This window comes from Pseudomonas sp. ACN8 (assembly GCF_002303925.1).
Classification (GTDB): domain Bacteria; phylum Pseudomonadota; class Gammaproteobacteria; order Pseudomonadales; family Pseudomonadaceae; genus Aquipseudomonas.
In genome coordinates this window covers 33,482-53,818 of record NZ_MRCS01000035.1, presented here as the reverse complement: position 1 = coordinate 53,818, position 20,337 = coordinate 33,482, and the positions used below count along the sequence as shown (strand labels likewise).

Annotated in this window: 17 protein-coding genes; 4 read left to right on the top strand and 13 right to left on the bottom strand. The window is 60.7% G+C overall.

Annotated elements, in window-relative coordinates; genetic code table 11:
* Window positions 1-33: 33 nt before the first annotated feature.
* From creC to BSF44_RS19555, 3 genes are read right to left on the bottom strand one after another with little or no spacing between them, the layout of a single operon-like run.
* Window positions 34-1,452, bottom strand: a complete 1,419-nt coding sequence (gene creC / locus BSF44_RS19565) for a two-component system sensor histidine kinase CreC (RefSeq protein WP_095944907.1) — start codon at window positions 1,450-1,452, stop codon at window positions 34-36.
* Window positions 1,452-2,132, bottom strand: coding sequence for a two-component system response regulator CreB (creB, locus tag BSF44_RS19560; protein ID WP_095944906.1), 681 nt, complete (start codon window positions 2,130-2,132; stop codon window positions 1,452-1,454). Before creB ends, creC begins: the two co-directional genes overlap by 1 nt.
* A 59-nt stretch (window positions 2,133-2,191) precedes the next feature.
* On the bottom strand, window positions 2,192-2,698 hold the full coding sequence (locus tag BSF44_RS19555) for an ATP-dependent zinc protease (protein WP_150672033.1): 507 nt from the start codon (window positions 2,696-2,698) through the stop codon (window positions 2,192-2,194).
* Between the two features lie 164 nt (window positions 2,699-2,862).
* On the opposite strand from BSF44_RS19555, the gene BSF44_RS19550 reads away from it, so the two are divergent.
* Entirely contained in the window at window positions 2,863-3,750 is an 888-nt protein-coding gene (locus tag BSF44_RS19550; protein ID WP_095944904.1) for an acyltransferase, read from the top strand.
* A gap of 1 nt (window position 3,751) precedes the next feature.
* On the opposite strand, the gene BSF44_RS19545 is transcribed toward BSF44_RS19550, so the two are convergent.
* From BSF44_RS19545 to BSF44_RS19500, 9 genes are all read right to left on the bottom strand, one after another.
* A complete protein-coding gene (locus tag BSF44_RS19545) occupies window positions 3,752-4,306 on the bottom strand; it encodes a DUF2780 domain-containing protein (RefSeq protein WP_095944926.1) in 555 nt (184 codons plus the stop codon).
* 234 nt (window positions 4,307-4,540) lie between these two features.
* Entirely contained in the window at window positions 4,541-5,740 is a 1,200-nt protein-coding gene (gene fdhA, locus BSF44_RS19540; protein WP_056726583.1) for a formaldehyde dehydrogenase, glutathione-independent, read from the bottom strand.
* A gap of 175 nt (window positions 5,741-5,915) precedes the next feature.
* Window positions 5,916-6,773 carry a formyltetrahydrofolate deformylase gene (purU, locus tag BSF44_RS19535; RefSeq protein WP_007981374.1) on the bottom strand — a complete coding sequence of 286 codons (858 nt, stop codon included), beginning with the start codon at window positions 6,771-6,773 and terminating at the stop codon, window positions 5,916-5,918.
* A 151-nt stretch (window positions 6,774-6,924) separates the two neighbouring features.
* The gene (locus tag BSF44_RS19530; protein WP_095944903.1) at window positions 6,925-7,557 is read right to left on the bottom strand and encodes a sarcosine oxidase subunit gamma; all 633 of its coding nucleotides are present in this window, start codon (window positions 7,555-7,557) and stop codon (window positions 6,925-6,927) included.
* Between the two features lie 158 nt (window positions 7,558-7,715).
* Window positions 7,716-10,733, bottom strand: coding sequence for a sarcosine oxidase subunit alpha (locus BSF44_RS19525; protein WP_095944902.1), 3,018 nt, complete (start codon window positions 10,731-10,733; stop codon window positions 7,716-7,718).
* Window positions 10,730-11,059, bottom strand: coding sequence for a sarcosine oxidase subunit delta (locus BSF44_RS19520; RefSeq protein WP_046039383.1), 330 nt, complete (start codon window positions 11,057-11,059; stop codon window positions 10,730-10,732). Before BSF44_RS19520 ends, BSF44_RS19525 begins: the two co-directional genes overlap by 4 nt.
* 14 nt (window positions 11,060-11,073) lie before the next feature.
* Window positions 11,074-12,324, bottom strand: a complete 1,251-nt coding sequence (locus tag BSF44_RS19515) for a sarcosine oxidase subunit beta (RefSeq protein WP_007947735.1) — start codon at window positions 12,322-12,324, stop codon at window positions 11,074-11,076.
* 23 nt (window positions 12,325-12,347) lie between these two features.
* The gene (glyA, locus tag BSF44_RS19510; protein WP_046039380.1) at window positions 12,348-13,601 is read right to left on the bottom strand and encodes a serine hydroxymethyltransferase; all 1,254 of its coding nucleotides are present in this window, start codon (window positions 13,599-13,601) and stop codon (window positions 12,348-12,350) included.
* 284 nt (window positions 13,602-13,885) lie between these two features.
* On the bottom strand, window positions 13,886-14,638 hold the full coding sequence (locus BSF44_RS19500; RefSeq protein ID WP_095944900.1) for a TraX family protein: 753 nt from the start codon (window positions 14,636-14,638) through the stop codon (window positions 13,886-13,888).
* A 131-nt stretch (window positions 14,639-14,769) separates the two neighbouring features.
* Here BSF44_RS19500 and BSF44_RS19495 point away from each other — a divergent pair, with 131 nt between their 5' ends.
* Together BSF44_RS19495 and BSF44_RS19490 are read left to right on the top strand one after the other, a co-directional pair.
* Window positions 14,770-15,810 carry a low specificity L-threonine aldolase gene (locus tag BSF44_RS19495; protein WP_095944899.1) on the top strand — a complete coding sequence of 347 codons (1,041 nt, stop codon included), beginning with the start codon at window positions 14,770-14,772 and terminating at the stop codon, window positions 15,808-15,810.
* A gap of 200 nt (window positions 15,811-16,010) precedes the next feature.
* Window positions 16,011-16,835: an NAD(P)-dependent oxidoreductase gene (locus BSF44_RS19490; protein ID WP_095944898.1), complete on the top strand. Its 825-nt coding sequence runs from the start codon at window positions 16,011-16,013 to the stop codon at window positions 16,833-16,835.
* Window positions 16,836-16,965: 130 nt separating this feature from the next.
* Here BSF44_RS19490 and gbcB read toward each other — a convergent pair whose 3' ends face one another.
* Complete coding sequence (gene gbcB / locus BSF44_RS19485) at window positions 16,966-18,066, bottom strand: glycine-betaine demethylase subunit GbcB (protein ID WP_095944897.1); 1,101 nt, start codon at window positions 18,064-18,066, stop codon at window positions 16,966-16,968.
* A 282-nt stretch (window positions 18,067-18,348) separates the two neighbouring features.
* Here gbcB and gbcA point away from each other — a divergent pair, with 282 nt between their 5' ends.
* Window positions 18,349-19,644 carry a glycine-betaine demethylase subunit GbcA gene (gene gbcA / locus BSF44_RS19475; protein ID WP_095944895.1) on the top strand — a complete coding sequence of 432 codons (1,296 nt, stop codon included), beginning with the start codon at window positions 18,349-18,351 and terminating at the stop codon, window positions 19,642-19,644.
* The last annotated feature ends 693 nt before the right edge of the window (window positions 19,645-20,337 follow it).

Below are 20,337 nucleotides of genomic sequence, written 5' to 3'. Positions count from 1 at the left end.
GAGTGTGGAGACTTTGTGGAGACTGGGCCGGTCCTAAGGTAAGTGCAATGTCACTTCCACACCGCCATCGACATTCCCGATGCTCATCGTACCGCCATGCAGCTTGACCACTTCCTCGACAAAATTGAGCCCAAGCCCGGTGCTTTTGCGCCCGCTGTCCGGTCTCGGCAACGAATAGAAACGCTCGCTCAACCGTGGCAACGCATAGTCGGGAATCGGCTCTGCCTGATTGAAAAGCTTGAACTCGACCTGCTCGCCTGCCCGTTCGGCGGTGAATCGCAGCCCCCCCTCAACAGGGGTGAAATCCAGCGCATTGTCCAGCAGATTGCCCAGTGCCTGACGCAGCAAAAACGGCTCGCCGATCAGCGCCAGGTCCGATGGAATCGTTTGCTCTACGCGCAACTGTTTGCCTTCGATCCGCGCCGCTTGCGCGTTCAGCAGGCCATTCACCAACGCCGCCAATGGCACCGCCACCCGCTCCTCCAGCCCCTGGCGCTGCTCGACCTGAGCCAGATTCAGCAAGCGCTCGATCAACTGCTGCATGCGCGCACTTTCGCTGTCGATGTTGCCGACAAACCGCTGCCGTTGGGCCAACGGCATCTCGCCTTGCAGCAACTCCGCCGCACCACGAATCGCCGCCAGCGGACTCTTCAGCTCATGGGTCAAGGTGTGTACGTAGCGCTCGACGTAGGCCTTGCCTTCAAGCTGCGTGCGCATCTGCTCCACCGCTGTAGCCAATTGCTCCAGCTCACCGCCGTGATAATGCGGCACTTCAACCCGCCGGCCTTCACTGACGCCTTGGGCGTACGCCGTCAATCTTCGCAGGGCGCGGCTCAGCCACCAGGACAACAACGCGCCGAACAGCAGACCGAGCCCGATCAGCCCGGCGCCATAAGCCAGCAACCGGCGCTCGGTGCGATCCACATAAGGCTGCAACGAGCTATTGGGCTTGGCCACGGTGACCACGCCGATGATCTGGCCGTTGTCGCGAATCGGCGCGCCGACATGCATCACCGAAGACCCCGGATCGTTCGCATCATTGCGCGTGGAGCGAGCGCCGTATTCGCCGCGCAGGGTCAGGTAGACGTCATTCCAGCGCGAGTAATCCTGCCCCACCGCCGCCCCGCTGGAGTCCAGCATGACAATGCCCTTGGCGTCGGTGACGTAAATGCGATGGTTGACCTGATTCTTTGGCAAGCCCCAGATTTTCGCTCCGGGCTGCCGTTCACCATAGGCCTTGAGCAGTTCCGGCCAGCGGTTCTGGTTGAGGCTGCCGGCCTTGAAGTCGTCGTGCAGGATCTCGGCCATCAGGTTGGCGGTATCGACCAGGGTTTCTTCGGTGGACTGACGAACGCCGGGCCGGATCTCTTGCATGACCGTGTTGAGCACAAAGTAGCCAGTCAGGCCGATGAACAATGCGTAGACCAGGAAAATCCGGATTCCCAGCGGCATCAGCTTTGTCCCGGGCTGTAGCTGTAGCCAAGACCGCGATGGGTCTGGATCGGCTCGGCGTCAGCCTTCACCAATCGCAGCTTGGCGCGCACGCTCTTGATGTGGCTGTCGATGCTGCGCTCGTAACCGGCGTCGGCGGCCACGCCCAGGGCATCGAGCAACTGTTCTCGACTGAAGACGCGCTCGGGCTGCTCCAGCAGGCATTGCAGCAGGCGGAATTCATGACGGGTCAGGGTCAGCAGTTGACCGCGATAACTGATTTGCACACGTTCTCTATCGATGCGAAACAGCGCCGTCGACGGTTCGTTCACCGTGCGGGGCGCCATGCGCTTGAGAATCGCCCGGACCCGCGCCGCCACCTCCCGAGGGCTGAACGGCTTGACCACGTAATCGTCGGCACCGATTTCCAGGCCCACAACGCGATCGATCTCGCCATCCCGGGCACTGAGAAACATCACCGGCACTTCGCTGAAGCGCCGCAGTTGCTTGCAGGTTTCGAAGCCGCTGATGTCCGGCAGGCCGATATCGAGAATGATCAGATCCGCCGGGGTCTGGCGCTGATGTTCCAGCGCCGCCGCGCCGAGGCTCAACCATGTAGTGGTGAAGCCCTCGCCTTGCAGGGCGAAAACCAGGGTGTCGGCAATGGCCGCTTCGTCTTCGACAATCAGGATATGAGGCATGGCGTCCGAGCCCGGCAGGGATATGGGCGAACGGTGCCCCAAGCCTCACACCCCGTCAATCAGCAATCGGGCTTGTCCGCCGTAAAACGCCGCGCCGGGTTCACCGCCGCCCCGAACTCGCGCAATGCCTTGGCGCCGATCAGCAACGGATAGTTAAAGCTGCTGCGGTCCGTTAAATTCACCTCGACCGTGCGCTTGACGTTGCCCAGGCACAGTTCCAGATCGACCACCGGACGCTTGGTGGGTGCGATCACTTCGCTGTCATCCTCTTCCTCTTCGGAACGGGTCTTGATCTTGCTGATGCGCGCGATCTTGTGCTCGTAGACCTTGTTGCCGGCATCTTTGGTGGCGAGGCGGAATCGCACCCATTCTTCGCCATTGCGGGTAAAGGTTTCGATGTCCTTGGCCGACAGCGAGGCGGTCAGGGCGCCGGTATCCATTTTCGCCTTGAGGACCTGCCCGCCGATTTCCGGCAGGGCGATGTATTCATAACGCCCGTACAGAGTCGGTTCGGCGGCCATTACCGGCAGGGCGATGAGGGAGAGCACTGCAAGGAGGGATTTCACGTAATGGGTTTCCATGAGAGTGAGCAGTCGGATTTTAGACCGTCGTTCGCTTGATCGTTCCCACAAGGTTACCGACACAAAAGTGAAACATTCGTCACCGCCGATTTGGCCTGCTGCCCGAAGCTGCTTATCATGGCGCGCCCAACCGCTTCCACGAGTGACTTATGCGCCGCCTGCTCACCGGCTGTTTCGTGACCCTGCTGCTTGTGCTCAACACCCTGATTCTGATCGGGCCGTTAATGGTGTTTGCCCTGCTCAAGCTGGTCCTGCCCGGCCGTTTTCGCGATTACGCCTCATGGTCGGTGATGTGGATCGCCGAAACCTGGTCGGAGATCGACAAGCTGATCTTCCGCCTGTGTATCCCCACCCAATGGGACATCCGCGGCGGTGACGATCTGCGTCGCGATACCTCGTATCTGGTGATCAGCAACCATCAATCCTGGGTCGACATCCCGGCACTGATCCAGACGCTGAATCGGCGTACGCCGTTCTTCAAGTTCTTCCTCAAGAAAGAGCTGATCTGGGTGCCCTTCCTGGGTCTGGCCTGGTGGGCGCTGGATTACCCGTTCATGAAGCGCTACGGCAAAGCCTTCCTGGCCAAACACCCGGAACTGGCGGGCAAGGATCTGGAAATCACCAGACAGGCCTGCGAGCTGTTCAAGCGCCAACCGGTGACGGTGGTCAATTATCTGGAGGGCACCCGCTTCACGGCGGCTAAAAGTGCCCGGCAACAGTCACCGTTCAATCACCTGCTCAAGCCCAAAGCCGGCGGCGTGGCCTTTGTGCTGGCGGCGATGGGTGAACAGCTGGACGCGATTCTCGATGTGACGGTGGTTTACCCGCAGCAGCAGATTCCGGGGTTCTGGGATTTGATCAGCGGCAATGTGCCGAAGGTCATCATCGATATCCAGACCCGCGAACTCGACCCGGCGCTGTGGCAGGGCGATTACGAAAACGATCCTGTATTTCGCGAGAAGGTCCAGAACTGGGTCAACCAGCTCTGGATCGAGAAGGACCGGCGCATCGACGCCTTGCGCGCCGGGTGCCGCTGAATCAGCTACCGGCGCCAGCGCCCCAGATGCTGCCCAGGCTGCTCAGCAGCGTACCGCCGACGCCCTGCTGACCGAAGTATTGCAGGAGCACCGGGGCAAACTGGCCAATCATCCCGCTGTCCATGCCCAGGGCGCTGAAAGCGTTGTTGAGGTCGTTGGTGTCCTTAACGTTGCCCAGGGCGTTATCCAGCCCTGCCGCTTTGCCGCTGGAGCCAAGCAGACCGGCCAGCGCACCCAACTCACCGCCGCCCGAGAGCATGTCGATGCCCGGCACGCTTTTGGCCAGTTCCGAGTAGTCGGTTGAGCTCAACTGGTTCTTCGCCAGCCCCAGCATCGCCCCGGCACCGCCGATGGCTTGCTGCGGGGTGATGTCCAGTTCACTGAGGGTGCTCAGCAGGTCGGCTGTCTGCGGCGTCGGTGCGGCAGTCGCGGCCGCGTCACTGCCCTTCATGCCCGAAATCGCATTGGCCGCATCGCTCAGGTTGAACTGTGCAAAGGCCGGGCTGGCGGACAGCGCCAACAGCGAAGCCAGTGCAATACCGCGTGAAATCTTCATCCAGACATCCTCTTGTGCCACGAAACCATCCGAAAACCGGCGGTAAAACTCCCGGTTTGACCGGGCATCTTCAATCATGTTCCTTGCCGCGCATCCGTTTTTACACAGGTCACGTATAAGAAACGTGAATCCCTGGATGCCGTGCGATGAATGGCATGACCGGGCAACCGTTTGAAAAAGATATCCAAACAAAAACGGCGACCCGAAGGTCGCCGTTTTGTATTACGCAAAGACTTACGCCGCGCTGAACATCTTGTGCGGATCGATCACAAACTTCTTCGGCACGCCCGCGTCAAACTCGCCATACCCCTGTGGAGCCTGGTCCAGGCTGATCACCTGAACGCCTACCACTTCGGCGATGTTGATACGGTCCCACATGATCGCTTGCATGAGCGCGCGGTTGTACTTCATCACCGGGGTCTGGCCGGTGTGGAAGCTGTGGGATTTGGCCCAGCCCAGGCCGAAGCGGATGCTCAGGCTGCCCATTTTCGCCGCAGCGTCGACGGCACCCGGGTCTTCGGTCACGTAGAGGCCGGGGATACCGATCTTGCCTGCCACACGCACCACGCCCATCAGCGAGTTGAGTACGGTGGCCGGGGCTTCGTGTTTCACGCCGTCATGGCCGTGGCCACGGGCTTCGAAGCCAACGGCGTCGATGGCGCAATCCACTTCCGGTTCGCCCAGCAGTGCGGCGATCTGTTCGTGCAGCGGCGTGTCCAGTGACAGGTCGGCGATTTCGAAACCCTGGGCCTTGGCGTGGGCCAGGCGGACGGTGTTGACGTCACCGACGATCACCACCGCCGCACCCAGCAGGCGAGCGGATGCGGCCGCCGCCAGGCCGACCGGACCGGCACCGGCGATGTACACGGTGCTGCCCGGGCCGACGCCAGCGGTCACGGCACCGTGATAGCCGGTCGGCAGAATGTCGGAGAGGCAGGTCAGGTCGCGGATTTTTTCCATCGCCCGGTCGCGATCCGGCAGTTTCAGCAGGTTGAAGTCGGCATACGGCACCATGGCGTATTCGGCCTGGCCGCCGGTCCAGTCGCCCATGTCGACGTAACCATAAGCACCGCCCGGACGCGCCGGGTTGACGCTCAGGCAGACGCCGGTGTGCATTTCTTTGCAGGAACGGCAGCGCCCGCAAGCCACGTTGAACGGTACGGACACCAGGTCGCCGATTTGCAGGTTCTCGACGTCGCTGCCCTTCTCGATCACTTCACCGGTGATCTCATGACCCAGCACCAGGCCGGTTTGCGCCGTGGTACGACCGCGCACCATGTGCTGGTCGGAACCACAGATGTTGGTGGAAACCACACGCAGGATGACGGCGTGGTTAATCTTCCTGCCGCGCGGGTCCTGCATTTTCGGATAGTCAATACTCTGCACTTCGACCTTGCCAGCGCCGAGATACACCACACCACGATTACCAGACATGCTTTCACCTCGCTGTTGTTTTTATGGAACCGCGTTGCCCAGGCAGGCAGCGCGTTAAGTGCTTGGGTTATTGCCTGTGTGTCTTGTGTTGTCTGTTATGCCGCCATCGCGAGCAGGCTCGCTCCTACAGGGGTATGCATTCCAATGTAGGAGCGAGCCTGCTCGCGATGGCAATCTAAAGAACGACTGTTCTGTTCGCGTTCAAAAACACTCTTCGTTCAATGTGATACCCCACCGCTCGGGCCAGGGTCAGCCCTTCGATATCCCGCCCCTTGGCAATCAGGTCTTCCGGGTAATGGCTGTGATCCACCGCCTCGACGCCCTGGGCAATGATCGGGCCTTCATCCAGGTCGTTGTTGATGTAATGCGCGGTGGCGCCCACCAGTTTCACGCCCTTGTTGTAGGCCTGGTGATAGGGCTTGGCGCCCTTGAAACCGGGCAGCAGGGAGTGGTGGATATTGATCGCCTTGCCATCGAGCTTGCGACACAGTTCCGGCGACAGCACTTGCATGTAGCGCGCAAGGATCACCAGTTCCGCACCGGACTCTTCAATCACCTGCCACACCTGACGCTCTTGCGACGGCTTGTCGTTCGGGTCCAGCGGGAAGTGGTAGTACGGAATCTGGTGCCAGTCAGCCAGTGGCTTGAGGTCCGGGTGGTTGGAGACCACGGCGGCGACGTCCATCGACAACTGGCCGATGCGCTGGCGATAGAGCAAGTCGTTGAGGCAGTGATCGGCCTTGGAGACCATGATCACCACTTTCGGCCGATAGTTCGGCGCGGTCAGTTCGAAGATCATGCCGAAGGCTTCACCGCGCTCGGCCAGGCCCGCGCGGAAGGACTGCTCGTCGAAACCGTCAGGCTGGCGGAACTCCACACGAATGAAGAAACGGCCCGAGAGCCGGTCATCGAAGGAATGGTGCTCGGTGACGTAGCAGCCCTGCTCGAACAGAAAGCGGGTCACCGCATCCACCGTGCCGAGTACGCTGGGGCAGTCGGCGGTCAGAATCCATGTGTCTGGGGCGCGGCTCATAGTACGGTGACTCCTGAGAAATCGGTGGATGCCTACTGTAGGAGCGAGCCCTGCTCGCGATGGTCGTCAACGATGACGCGTACTTCCTGACTTAACGCGTCGCTCTCAAGTCCATCGCGAGCAAGCTCGCTCCTACAGGGTCAGGTGGTGATCAAGCCTGAACGCTCAGCCCGAACTCGGCAGAAGCATCCTGCAACCACAACCACCAGTACTCCGAGAAGCTGCGACGAATCAGCAGTTCCCAGGTGTCTTCGGCGGTGTGACGGATCATCAGTTGCGACTTGGCGAACACCGTGCCGACGGCTTTACCCACCGGGAAGTTGTTCGGATGCACGTCGTAGCTGGTGGATTTCATCAGCACCTGGCGCACGTTCGGGCCGCTCAGTTCGAGGAGTTGCTGGCCACCGCTGACGTTGACGATTGCAATGTGCAGATCGCCCAGTGCTTCGCGCAGTTTTTGCTCGGCGGCCAGTTCTTCACCGGTCGGCACGATCAGCAGCCATTCATCCGGCCCCATCCATTGCAGGCTGGTTTCACCTTTGACGATGACGCTCAGCGCACCCGGCAATTCGATGCCCAGGGCCTTGTGCACGCCCGCGGCGAATGCGGCATCGTGGCCATCGCCACGGATGGTCAGGTGGCCGAGGAGTTTTTTCTCACGCACGGTCACACCGGCGTTCTTGCGACCCTTGCCCACCAGGCTGGCGAGGTCGGCGTGATGCAGCGACGACTCGGCCTTGGCCCCGGTGGTTGGGCGTTGTTGGTAAACATTGGCTGCGGTCATAAAGCACCTGTTCTGAATTCTGTTGGTTCCTGTGGTGGCTGCACTGCCGCCATCGCGAGCAGGCTCACTCCTACAAGGGTTACGCGGTCACCTGTAGGAGTGAGCCTGCTCGCGATGAATTCACCACGGTGCAGCTGCACCCCACAGGATCCGAACCATCAAACGTTCTGGCGTTCGCCTTTCGGATCGAAGAACACCGAAGAAACGATTTCCGCCTCGATCACGCTGCCGTCGGCCAGCGGTGCGAACACGCGCTCGCCCATGCGGTTCAGACCGCCCTTGACCACGCCCATGGCAAACGAATAGCCCAGGGAGTTGTGCAGGTAACTGGAGGTCACGTGACCGACCATGGTCATCGGGATCGCCTGCTTGGTGTTGAACACCAGTTGCGCGCCTTCCGGCAGCCATTTGTTCGGATCGATCGGCTTCAGGCCAACCAGTTGCTTGCGCTGATCACGCACGCAGTCTTCACGGTTCATGCCACGCCAGCCGATCCACGAGAACGGTTTGGTGCGACCGACACACCAGCCCATGTTCAGGTCGTCCGGGGTCATCGAGCTGTCAGTGTCCTGACCGACGATGATGAAGCCCTTCTCGGCCCGCAGTACGTGCATGGTTTCGGTGCCGTACGGGGTCAGGTTGTACTTCTTGCCGGCATCGACGATTTTTTCCAGCACGCCCATGGCGTAGTCGGCTTGCACGTTGACTTCGTACGACAGCTCACCGGTAAACGAAATCCGGAATACCCGCGCCGGCACACCACCGACCAGACCTTCTTTCCAGGTCATGAACGGGAACGCTTCGCTGCTCAGGTCGATGTCGGTGACTTCAGCGAGCAGCTTGCGGCTGTTCGGCCCGGACAGGGTCATGGTCGCCCAGTGGTCGGTGACGGAGGTGAAGAACACCTTCATGTCCGGCCATTCGGTCTGGTGGTACAGCTCCAGCCACTGCAGTACGCGAGCCGCGCCGCCGGTGGTGGTGGTCATGACGAAATGGTTGTCGGCCAGGCAAGCCGTCACGCCGTCGTCGAAGACCATGCCGTCTTCTTTGCACATCAGGCCATAACGGGCCTTGCCCACATCGAGCTTGGTCCAGGCGTTGGTGTAGACGCGGTTGAGGAACTCACGCGCATCCGGGCCCTGGATGTCGATCTTGCCCAGGGTCGAAGCATCCAGCAGGCCGACGCTGTCGCGCACGGCTTTGCATTCGCGCTTAACGGCGGCATGCAGGTCTTCACCGGATTTCGGGAAGTACCAAGGACGCTTCCACTGGCCGACGTCTTCGAACTCGGCGCCGTTTTTCAGGTGCCATTGATGCAGTGCGGTGTAGCGCACCGGCTCGAAGATGTGCCCACAGTGACGACCGGCCACGGCGCCGAAAGTCACCGGCGTGTAGTTCGGACGGAACATGGTGGTGCCCATCTGCGGGATGGTCACGTTCAACGAGCGGGCAGCGATGGCCAGGCCGTTGACGTTGCCGAGCTTGCCCTGATCGGTACCGAAGCCCAGCGCCGTGTAGCGCTTGACGTGCTCGACCGACTCGAAGCCCTCGCGGGTCGCCAGTTCGATGGCGGCGGCGGTGACGTCGTTTTGCAGGTCGACGAATTGCTTCGGCGCCCGTGCGGTGTTCTTTTCATGAGGCACCTGGAACAGCGCCAGGGTCGGTTCTTCGAGACGGCTCAGGGCTTTCGGCAGTACGCCTTCGACCGATTGGAAGCCGGCTTCGCCAGCAGCGCGAACGCCACCTTCAAAACCGTCGGCCAGGGAATCGCCAAGGCCGTAGACGCCGTTGATACCACCGACGCACACGCGTTTCTGCGGTGCTTCGCCCGGTACGAAACCGAGGATATCTTCACGCCAGGTCGGCTTGCCGCCCAAGTGCGAAGCCAGGTGAACCACCGGGCTGTAGCCGCCGGAGCTGGCGACCACGTCGCAGTCGAGCCATTCACCCGGGCTGGTCACGGTGTGGGCCTTGACATCGATCGCGGCCACACGGGCAGCGGTCACGCGCTTGCTGCCACGGGCTTCGATCACGGCGCTACCGGTGAGAATGCGGATGCCTTTGGCGCGGGCTTCTTCCACCAGCGCACCACGGGGATTGCTGCGGGCGTCGGCGATCGCCACCACTTGCAGGCTGGCATCGAGCCAATCCAGGGCAACGCGGTAGGCGTGGTCGTTGTTGGTCGACAGCACCAGCTTCTTGCCCGGTGCCACGCCGTAACGACGCACGTAGGTCGAGATGGCGCCGGCGAGCATGTTGCCCGGTACGTCGTTGTTGCCATAGACCAGTGGACGCTCGTGAGCGCCGGTCGCCAGTACCACGCGATTGGCGCGGACCCGGTGGATGCGCTGACGCACCTGGCCAATCGGTGCGCGGTCGCCGAGGTGATCGGTCAGACGCTCGTGAATGGTCAGGAAGTTATGGTCGTGGTAGCCGTTGACGGTAGCGCGCGGCAACAGCAGCACGTCCGGGGTGTTCTTCAGCTCGTCGATGACGCTGGCCACCCACTCCATCGCAGGCTTGCCGTCGAGGCTTTCGCGGGAGTCGAGCAGGCTGCCGCCGAACTCTTCCTGTTCGTCCGCCAGGATCACACGAGCACCGCTGCGCGCAGCGGCCAGTGCTGCGGCCAGACCGGCAGGGCCGGCACCGACGATCAGCACGTCGCAGTGCTGGTTCATGTAGTCGTAGGTGTCCGGATCGTTCTCGGTCGGCGAGCGGCCAAGGCCGGCGGCCTTGCGGATGTACTTCTCGTAAGTCATCCAGAACGATTGCGGGTACATGAAGGTTTTGTAGTAGAAGCCCGGCGGCATCAGCTTGCCGCCGACCTTGCCGAGAATTCCCATCATGTCGTTGTTCACGCTCGGCCAGCCGTTGGTGCTGGTGGCGACCAGGCCTTGATACAGCGCCTGTTGCGTGGCGCGCACGTTCGGGATCTGCGTGGCTTCGGTGGCGCCGATCTGCAGCACCGCGTTCGGCTCTTCGCTGCCTGCGGCGAAGATGCCGCGCGGACGAGAATACTTGAAGCTGCGACCAATGATGTCGACACCGTTGGCCAGCAGTGCAGCGGCCAGGGAATCGCCTTCGAAGCCTTTGTAGTTCTGGCCGTTGAAGGTGAAGGTCAAGACTTTGTTGCGGTCGATCCGTCCGCCGTTGGACAGGCGATTGATCTGGCTCATACCTTCTCTCCCAGAGCCGTGCTGGCCGCTTTCGGGCTATCGGTCTTGTCGGTGAATTGTGGCTTGGTGCCGATCTTGTAGGTTTCGAGAATCTCGTAGGTCACGGTGTCGCGGGTGACGTTGAAGTACTGACGGCAACCGGCGACGTGATCCCACAGTTCGTGGTGCAGACCGCGCGGGTTATCGCGGAAGAACATGTAGTCGCCCCACTCCTCGTCGGTGCAGGTGTTCGGATCCAGTGGACGCGGGATGTGCGCCTGGCCGGATGCATGGAATTCCTCTTCGGAGCGCAGTTCGCCGCAGTGAGGACAGAAGATATGCAACATGGGGATTTCTCCTGTTAGTGGGCAACCGCAGCAGCGCCGTGTTCATCGATCAACGCACCGTTGTGGAAACGGTCGATGGAGAAAGGTGCGGCCAATGGGTGCATTTCACCCTTGGCCAGGCTCGCGGCAAACACGTTGCCCGAGCCAGGTGTGGCCTTGAAGCCACCGGTACCCCAACCGCAGTTGAAGAACATGTTCGGTACCGGGGTTTTCGAAATGATCGGGCAGGCATCCGGCGTGGTGTCGACGATGCCGCCCCACTGACGGTTCATGCGTACGCGCGACAGCACCGGGAACATCTCGACGATGGCCTGGATGGTGTGCTCGATCACCGGGTACGAACCACGCTGGCCGTAGCCGTTGTAGCCGTCGATACCGGCACCGATCACCAGGTCGCCCTTGTCGGACTGGCTGATGTAGCCGTGTACGGCGTTGGACATGATCACGCTGTCGATAATCGGCTTGATCGGCTCGGACACCAGCGCTTGCAGCGGGTGGGATTCGATCGGCAGGCGGAAACCGGCGAGCTTGGCCATGTGCCCGGAGTTACCGGCGGTCACTACGCCGACGCGCTTGGCGCCGATGAAGCCCTTGTTGGTTTCAACGCCGATGCACACGCCGTTTTCCTTGCGGAAACCGATCACTTCGGTCTGCTGGATCAGGTCCACGCCCAGGGCGTCGGCGGCCCGGGCAAAGCCCCAGGCCACGGCATCGTGACGGGCCACACCGCCGCGACGCTGGACGGTAGCGCCCATCACCGGGTAGCGAGTGTTTTTCGAGCAGTCGAGGTACGGAATCTCATCGGCAACCTGCTTGGCATCGAGCAGTTCACCGTCCACGCCGTTGAGGCGGTTGGCGCTGACCCGACGCTCGGAATCACGGATGTCCTGCAGGGTGTGGCACAGGTTGTAGACGCCGCGCTGGGAGAACATCACGTTGTAGTTCAGGTCCTGGGACAGGCCTTCCCACAGTTTCATCGCGTGTTCGTACAGGTGCGCCGACTCGTCCCACAGGTAGTTGGAGCGAACGATGGTGGTGTTGCGCGCGGTGTTACCGCCGCCCAGCCAGCCTTTCTCGACCACGGCCACGTTGGTGATGCCGTGTTCCTTGGCCAGGTAGTAGGCCGTGGCGAGACCATGCCCGCCACCGCCGACGATGACCACGTCGTAGACTTTTTTAGGGGTCGGCGTGCGCCACATTTTCTGCCAGTTTTCATGATGGCTGAGAGAGTGTTTGAAGAGGCCGAAGCCCGAGTAGCGTTGCATAGTCATTTACTCCAAAACCGCACTCAGCGATAAACCGGGAAGTCCGCGCACAGGGCTGCCACTTGCTCGGCGACATTGGCCTCGACATCGGCGTCGCCGAGGTTGTCGAGGATGTCGCAGATCCAGCCGGCCAGCGTGACGCACTGGGTCACCTTGAAGCCGCGAGTGGTGACCGCCGGGGTGCCGATGCGCAGGCCGGAGGTCACGAACGGCGACTGTGGATCGTTCGGGACAGCGTTCTTGTTCACAGTGATGTGGGCGCGACCGAGTGCTGCATCCGCCTCTTTGCCGGTGAGGCCCTGACGGATCAGGCTGACCAGGAACAGGTGGTTGTCGGTACCGCCGGACACTACATCGTAGCCGCGTTTGATAAACACGCCGGCCATGGCCTGGGCGTTGTCGATCACTTGTTGTTGGTAAACCTTGAAGCCAGGCTCCAGCGCTTCCTTGAAGCACACGGCCTTACCGGCGATCACGTGCATCAGCGGGCCGCCCTGGGCACCCGGGAAAACTGCCGCGTTGAGCTTCTTCTCGATTTCTTCGTTGGACTTGGCCAGGATCAGGCCACCACGCGGACCGCGCAGGGTCTTGTGGGTGGTGGTGGTGACCACGTCAGCGTAAGGCAGCGGGTTCGGATACAGACCAGCTGCGACCAGACCGGCAACGTGGGCCATGTCGACGAACAGCAGCGCACCGACCTTGTCGGCGATCTGGCGGAAGCGCGGGAAGTCCAGGGTCTTGGAGTAGGCCGAGAAGCCGGCAACGATCATCTTCGGCTTGCACTCGACGGCCAGGCGCTCGACTTCGTCGTAATCGATCAGACCGGTCTTGGTGTCGATGCCGTACTGCACGGCGTTGTACAGCTTGCCCGAGGACGACACTTTGGCGCCGTGGGTCAGGTGACCGCCGTGGGCCAGGCTCATGCCGAGGATGGTGTCGCCGGCTTGCAGCAGGGCCAGGTACACGGCGCTGTTGGCCGAGGAACCGGAGTGCGGCTGCACGTTGGCGTAATCGGCGCCGAACAGCTGCTTGGCGCGCTCGATGGCCAGCGCCTCAACCTTATCAACGTGCTCGCAGCCACCGTAGTAGCGCTTGCCCGGATAGCCTTCGGCATATTTGTTGGTCAGGCCGCTGCCTTGCGCTTCCATCACGCGCTTGCTGGTGTAGTTCTCCGACGCGATCAGCTCGATATGATCTTCCTGACGTTGCTCCTCGGCATTCATCGCCGCCAGCAGTGCATCGTCGTAACCCTGGATCTGGTCTTGCTTGCTGAACATCGCGTCTCTCCCAGCGGCGGCGGTGCGCCATTCGTCTCGGTGAGGCACTGGCGTTTCGGCAGTGCCCTTTGGTAGCGATGGTATGACTGGCTTGGAGTCGTCAAATGCCTACGGGCGCCACGCAAAGGTGCGTTTACGACATGACGGTAAATGGCATGCCGGACACGACCGTCGATCCGGCGCAGATCCTCTGTAGGAGCGAGCCTGCTCGCGATAGCGGTGGGTCAGCCACCATCATTACCGAATGTGGCGCCGCCATCGCGAGCAGGCTCACTCCTACAGGGTCAGGCGATGACCTGTCGCACTACGAGCAATAACAGGAAATGCGCGGGATAGAGCGCATACGCCCAGCGCCGCATCGGCGGTGGTTTTACGCCCTTTGCATGTCGCAACAAGAACAGCCCGAGCCATGGCGCAATCAGGCACGTGACGATGGCCGGAATCGCCGCGACATTGCCCAGACGAGTGGCGTAATACAGTACCTGCCACTGATTGGCCGCCAGGCATACCACCCCCGCCAACAGCGCGAAATACCAGGGCCGCTGCAGTAACAGCAGCATCGCCAGCGGCAACAGCACGCCAAAAAACCCGAACATCAATCGCTGGGAGAAAACCCCTGCCAGCAGCAACGCGCCAACGGCCATCAGGCGCGAGGCAAACACCGGCTGCTGCCAGCCACGAATCACCAGCAAACCCAGGGCAAGGGTGGGCAGTACGTTCAAGGTGTCGGGATTGGGAATATACATCCGGTAAGGAATTTCACTCACCGCGCTAAACAGCAACAACCAGCCCAGATAGCGCCACTGGCCACCGGTCGTCGTAGTTCGCGCGCGCGCCAGATTGGCCGCCATTGCCAGGCAGAACCACGGAAACGCCAGGCGCCCCGGCACATACAGCCAATCGGCGGAATAACCGACATATCGCAGGTGATCGAGCACCATGCTCAAAAGCGCCAGCCACTTGAGCAGATCCAGTGCACCGTCGCGCTGTTTTAAGTGCATGGCCTTGTGCATGCTCTTGTGAATAGTCACGTGCATAATTGCCCTTCGACTGTGTATGTTCCCGACAGCGACATCCTGTGCGCTCTACCTGACGATCTTGGGTACAGTGCGCACCCTCATTACCACGGGACGCTTCACCATAGGCATCTCGACCACGGAAGCAGGCCATGACCGACAAGAGCCAACAATTCGCCAGCGACAACTATTCCGGCATCTGCCCTGAAGCATGGGCTGCCATGGAACAGGCCAACCACGGCCACCAGCGCGCATACGGCGACGACGAGTGGACCGCCCGCGCGTCCGATGATTTCCGCAAACTGTTTGCGACCGACTGCGAAGTGTTTTTCGCCTTCAACGGCACCGCCGCCAACTCGCTGGCGCTGTCGTCGCTATGCCAGAGTTACCACAGCGTGATCTGCTCGGAAACCGCCCACGTCGAAACCGACGAATGCGGCGCCCCGGAGTTCTTCTCCAACGGTTCCAAACTGCTGATCGCCCGCACTGAAAACGGCAAGCTGACCCCGGAATCGATCCGCGAAGTCGCGCTCAAGCGCCAGGACATCCACTACCCGAAACCCCGCGTTGTGACCCTGACCCAGGCCACTGAAGTCGGCAGCGTCTACACCCCGGACGAAATTCGCGCCATCAGCGCCACCTGCAAGGAACTGGGCCTGAACCTGCACATGGACGGCGCACGGTTCTCCAACGCCTGCGCATTCCTCGGCTGCACTCCGGCTGATCTGACCTGGAAGGCCGGCGTCGACGTGCTGTGCTTTGGCGGCACGAAAAACGGCATGGCGGTGGGCGAGGCGATTCTGTTCTTCAACCATAAACTGGCTGAAGACTTCGATTACCGCTGCAAGCAAGCCGGGCAGCTGGCTTCAAAGATGCGCTTCCTGTCGGCGCCGTGGGTCGGGATCCTGGAAAACGACGCCTGGCTCAAATACGCCAACCACGCTAACCACTGCGCGCAATTGCTGGCCGAACTGGTCAGCGACATCCCTGGCGTGGAACTGATGTTCCCGGTACAGGCCAACGGCGTGTTCCTGCAACTGTCGGAACCGGCCATCGCCGCACTGACCGCCAAGGGCTGGCGCTTCTACACCTTCATCGGCAACGGCGGCGCACGCTTCATGTGCTCGTGGGATACCGAGGAAGAGCGGGTGCGTGAATTGGCGCGGGATATCCGTGAAGTGATGTCTCACTAACGCCACAAACCCTGTGGGAGCGAGCCTGCTCGCGATGAGGCCCGATCATTCACCAGATCTGCTGGATGAAAGACCGCTATCGCGAGCAGGCTCACTCCTACAAAAGCCATCCGCATCCCCTGACAGTCCGCACCTGAAGACTTCGTCTACATTGTCTGTCGAGCCACCCCGCTCACATAACAACAATCAGGAGCGTCAGCATGTCATTGCAAGGCAAAACCCTGTTCATCACCGGCGCCAGCCGCGGCATCGGTCGCGAGATCGCGCTGCGGGCCGCACGCGATGGGGCCAACATCGTGATCGCCGCCAAAAGTGCCGAACCCCACGCCAAGCTGCCAGGCACGATTTTCAGTGTGGCCAAGGAAGTGGAAGCCGCGGGCGGCAAGGCGCTGGCCTTGCAGGTGGATGTGCGTGAAGAGGATGCCGTACGTGCGGCCCTGGCCCAGGCCAACGAACATTTCGGCAGCATCGATGCACTGATCAACAACGCCGGGGCGATCAAGCTCACCGGGGTCCAGCACCTTGAGCTCAAGCGCTTCGATCTGATGCACCAGATCAACACCCGCGCCGTCTTGCTGTGCAGTCAGGCTGCGTTGCCGTACCTGAAGAAATCCAGCGGCCACATCCTCAACCTGTCTCCGCCGCTGAACCTGGCCACCAAGTGGTTCGCCCAATACAGCCCCTACACCGTCACCAAGTACGGCATGAGCATGCTGACTTTGGGCATGAGCGAGGAATTCAAGAACTACGGGATCAGCGTCAACTCGCTGTGGCCACAGACCATGATCGCCACTGCCGCGATCGAGTTTCAGCTGGGGTCGAGGGAGTCGTTCAAGCATGCGCGTCTGCCGACGATCATGGCGGATGCCGCCCATGTGATTCTGAGCAGCGCAAACCGCAGCCTGACCGGGCGCTTGCTGATTGATGAGGAAATTCTGCGGGAAAGCGGTGTGACGGAATTCGAACACTATCGGTTCGCGCCCGACAGCAGCGACAAGCTGATGACTGACCTGTTTATTGACTGAAACACCCTCCCCTGTAGGAGCGAGCATGCTCGCGATGAACCTGAGAACGCCGCGGGGTGTCAGGTTGCAAGCGTTATCGTTGACGTCCATCGCGAGCATGCTCGCTCCTACAGGGGTTATTGCGCGACCATCAATATTCGATCCGCACATCCCCCTTCGGCACGCTGCAGCACGACAGGATGAACCCTTCCGCTTCGTCTTCCTCGGTGATCCCGCCGTTGTGATCCATCTCCACTTCGCCGCCCAGCTTCAGCACCTTGCAAGTCCCGCAAATCCCCATGCCGCAGGCTTTCGGAATCATCAGGCCGACTTTGGCCGCCGCCGCATGCACGGTCTCGCCCGGGGCCACACGAATGCTCTTGCCGGACGCCGTGAATTCCACCTGATGCAGATCCGCCACGTCGACTTCCGGCGCCTCGGCCGCTTGTTCAGCGTGTTCCACGGCGTCAGCGCGCGCCTCTGGCGGGGTCGCACCGAAGGATTCTTCGTGATAACGCGACATGTCGAAGCCAGCGGCTTCCAGCAAGCGCTTGACCGCATTCATATAGGGTGTCGGCCCACAGCAGAACACTTCGCGCTCAAGGAAGTCCGGCGCCATCAATTCAAGCATTCTGTGGTTCAGGTAACCGCGATAACCGGCCCAGGGCTCACCCATGCCGTGCTTCTCGCAGATCAGGTGCAGGCTGAAGTTTTCGATCCGCGATGCCATGTGTTCCAGTTCGCGGTGGTAAATGATGTCTTTGGGCGAACGGGCGCTGTGGATAAACACCATGTCGACATTGCCGTTGGTGTCATAGAACCAGCGCGCCATGGACATGACCGGCGTGATACCAACGCCGCCGCTGAGGTAGAGCACCTTCGGCGCGGTGAAGTCCATGGCATTGAACAGTCCGACCGGCCCGTGCACCGCCAGCTCCTGGCCTTCGTGCAGAGTGTCGTGCAGCCAGTTGGACACCTTGCCGCCCGGCACGCGCTTGATGGTCACCGAAAAGCTGTACGGCACCGACGGCGAGCTGGAAATGGTGTACGAACGCATGATCGGCTGGCCTTCAATCTCCAGCTCCAGGGTGACAAACTGCCCCGGTTTGAAGAAGAACAGGATCGGCTGGTCGGCCATGAAGCAAAAGGTGCGCACATCCCAGGTTTCCTGGATGACTTTGACGCAACGGACGATGTGTCGACCATTGGCCCAGGTCTGGGTGGTTACCGGGTTCAGGAAGCTGTTGGACATGCTGATCTCCACGGCCGACTGCCGGCCTTCATGTTGGCGATTCTGCGTATAGCGCGAATCATCCATTTACCTATCTGCGACATTGACATGCTTATCGCGACCAGCCCCCAACGACCGGGGCTTGCGCGTCGGGAACAGATTGCACCATGTCGCCCATGGATAAGGTTCTGGCCAGCGCCGGCCCCACACTCGCCCCATACCAAGACACAACCATTACACCTTGCGTAGCAACCCTGATTAGCCACTTTCGCCGGCCACGCAGATGGCCTTGAGGATTAAACGATGGACGTCACTACTACCCTGAGCCTGGGCGATCCGCTGGAACCCGCACGCAAGGCCACCGCACAGATGCTGCAAGAGCGCGAGCGCACGTTCTCGCTGCCGCAGCCGTTTTACTCTGACGAACGCCTGTTTGATATCGACATGCAGGAAATCTTTCAGAAAGAGTGGTTGATCGCCGGCATGACCTGCGAGATCCCGACCAAGGGCAACTACCTGACCCTGCAGATCGGCAAGAACCCGATCATCGTCATTCGTGGAGCCGAAGGCGTGGTACATGCGTTTCACAACGTCTGCCGCCACCGTGGCTCGCGCCTGTGCACCAGCGACAAGGGCAAGGTCGCCAAGCTAGTCTGCCACTACCACCAGTGGACCTACGAACTCGACGGTCGCCTGCTGTTCGCCGGCACCGAAATGGGCGCCGACTTCGACATGAACCAGTACGGCCTCAAGCCGGTGAACGTGAAGACCGCTGGCGGCTACATCTTCATCAGCCTGGCGGAGAACCCGCCGGCCATCGATGACTTCCTGTCGACGCTCAACCATTACATGGAACCGTACGACATGGAAAACACCAAGGTGGCAATTACCACCACCTTGATGGAAAAGGCCAACTGGAAACTGGTGCTGGAAAACAACCGTGAGTGCTACCACTGCAACGCGTCGCACCCGGAACTGCTGAAAACCCTGCTGGAGTGGGACGACGTTACCGACCCGCGCGCGGACCAGGCCTTCAAGGACCACGTAGCCGCCTCCGCCGCTGCCTGGGAAGCCGAGAAAATCCCTTACGCCCACGCCAGCTTCGGCCTGCGTAACCGCATCGTGCGCATGCCGCTGCTCAAGGGCACCGTGTCGATGACCATGGACGGCAAACAGGGCTGCGCCAAGCTCATGGGCCGCATCAAGAACCCGGACCTGGGCTCGATGCGTATCCTGCACCTGCCGCACTCCTGGAACCACTGCATGGGCGACCACATCATCGTGTTCACCGTGTGGCCGATCAGCGCCCAGGAAACCATGGTCACCACCAAGTGGATCGTGCACAAGGATGCGGTCGAAGGCGTGGACTACGACGTGGAGCGTATGCGCCAGGTCTGGGACGCCACCAACGACCAGGACCGTCGCCTGGCCGAAGAGAACCAGCGCGGCATCAACTCCACCGCGTACCAGCCTGGTCCGTACTCCAAGACCTATGAGTTCGGCGTGGTCAACTTCGTGGACTGGTACAGCGAGCGCCTGCTGAGCAACCTGGGGGCCGAGCCTGCGCCGTACCTCAAGGGTGTACCAGTACAAGGCTGAAGCAACTCCCTGTAGGAGCGAGCTTGCTCGCGAAAAACCCAAAGCCACCGCTGGCATCTGGTTTTAAGCGTTATCGTTCACGACCTTCGCGAGCAAGCTCGCTCCTACAAGGGGCTTGCCCGCGACAGGTTTCTCTCAGCGCATTAGAACTGTACGAAATATGACCTATCTCGTTCAGGCCTATGCCCGCCGCACCTCCCAGCCTTCCGCGAACAAGTTATCCACATCTCCACCCACAGCTATTGGGGACAACTGTGGAAAGACCGCAAATTTTCTTCACAAAACCCAAAGATAAATCGTGACTTATCCAGAAGCATGCTTCCACGGGCGAGCTGATCGTTTTTTAGCCACAAGTCTGAAAGACACGGACTGCGTAGCTTACAGAGGATCGCAAACACCTTATCCACAGAAACGCCAACAGACTTTGGGGTTAACTTCGAAGGCTCTGTGGAAAACCGCTACAACCCGTAAGAAACCGGTGTTTGCGTGGAATTCCATGGCTCAAACACACCAATTGATCACTTTTTGATCGAACCCATGAAAGCCGCTGTTTATAAGGCCTACAGCCGATAACAAACATCTTATCCACAGAAGCGCCAACAGAGATTGGGGGCAAGTCGGCATCTACAGCAGCACTTATCCCCTTGAAAAAGCTTGGAAAAACCACGAGCAACACTGGTTGTTTTTTGAACG

Excerpts from the sequence above, each read along its gene's own strand:
- gbcA (WP_095944895.1), top strand. The coding sequence starts at position 18,349 with ATGGACGTCACTACTACCCTGAGCCTGGGCGATCCGCTGGAACCCGCA.
- BSF44_RS19525 (WP_095944902.1), bottom strand. The coding sequence starts at position 10,733 with ATGAGCCAGATCAATCGCCTGTCCAACGGCGGACGGATCGACCGCAAC.
- BSF44_RS19545 (WP_095944926.1), bottom strand. The coding sequence starts at position 4,306 with ATGAAGATTTCACGCGGTATTGCACTGGCTTCGCTGTTGGCGCTGTCC.
- BSF44_RS19490 (WP_095944898.1), top strand. The coding sequence starts at position 16,011 with ATGTCATTGCAAGGCAAAACCCTGTTCATCACCGGCGCCAGCCGCGGC.
- creB (WP_095944906.1), bottom strand. The coding sequence starts at position 2,132 with ATGCCTCATATCCTGATTGTCGAAGACGAAGCGGCCATTGCCGACACC.
- purU (WP_007981374.1), bottom strand. The coding sequence starts at position 6,773 with ATGAGCCGCGCCCCAGACACATGGATTCTGACCGCCGACTGCCCCAGC.
- BSF44_RS19520 (WP_046039383.1), bottom strand. The coding sequence starts at position 11,059 with ATGTTGCATATCTTCTGTCCTCACTGCGGCGAACTGCGCTCCGAAGAG.
- BSF44_RS19500 (WP_095944900.1), bottom strand. The coding sequence starts at position 14,638 with ATGCACGTGACTATTCACAAGAGCATGCACAAGGCCATGCACTTAAAA.
- gbcB (WP_095944897.1), bottom strand. The coding sequence starts at position 18,066 with ATGTCCAACAGCTTCCTGAACCCGGTAACCACCCAGACCTGGGCCAAT.
- BSF44_RS19530 (WP_095944903.1), bottom strand. The coding sequence starts at position 7,557 with ATGACCGCAGCCAATGTTTACCAACAACGCCCAACCACCGGGGCCAAG.
- BSF44_RS19495 (WP_095944899.1), top strand. The coding sequence starts at position 14,770 with ATGACCGACAAGAGCCAACAATTCGCCAGCGACAACTATTCCGGCATC.
- BSF44_RS19515 (WP_007947735.1), bottom strand. The coding sequence starts at position 12,324 with ATGCAACGCTACTCGGGCTTCGGCCTCTTCAAACACTCTCTCAGCCAT.
- fdhA (WP_056726583.1), bottom strand. The coding sequence starts at position 5,740 with ATGTCTGGTAATCGTGGTGTGGTGTATCTCGGCGCTGGCAAGGTCGAA.
- creC (WP_095944907.1), bottom strand. The coding sequence starts at position 1,452 with ATGCCGCTGGGAATCCGGATTTTCCTGGTCTACGCATTGTTCATCGGC.
- glyA (WP_046039380.1), bottom strand. The coding sequence starts at position 13,601 with ATGTTCAGCAAGCAAGACCAGATCCAGGGTTACGACGATGCACTGCTG.
- BSF44_RS19550 (WP_095944904.1), top strand. The coding sequence starts at position 2,863 with ATGCGCCGCCTGCTCACCGGCTGTTTCGTGACCCTGCTGCTTGTGCTC.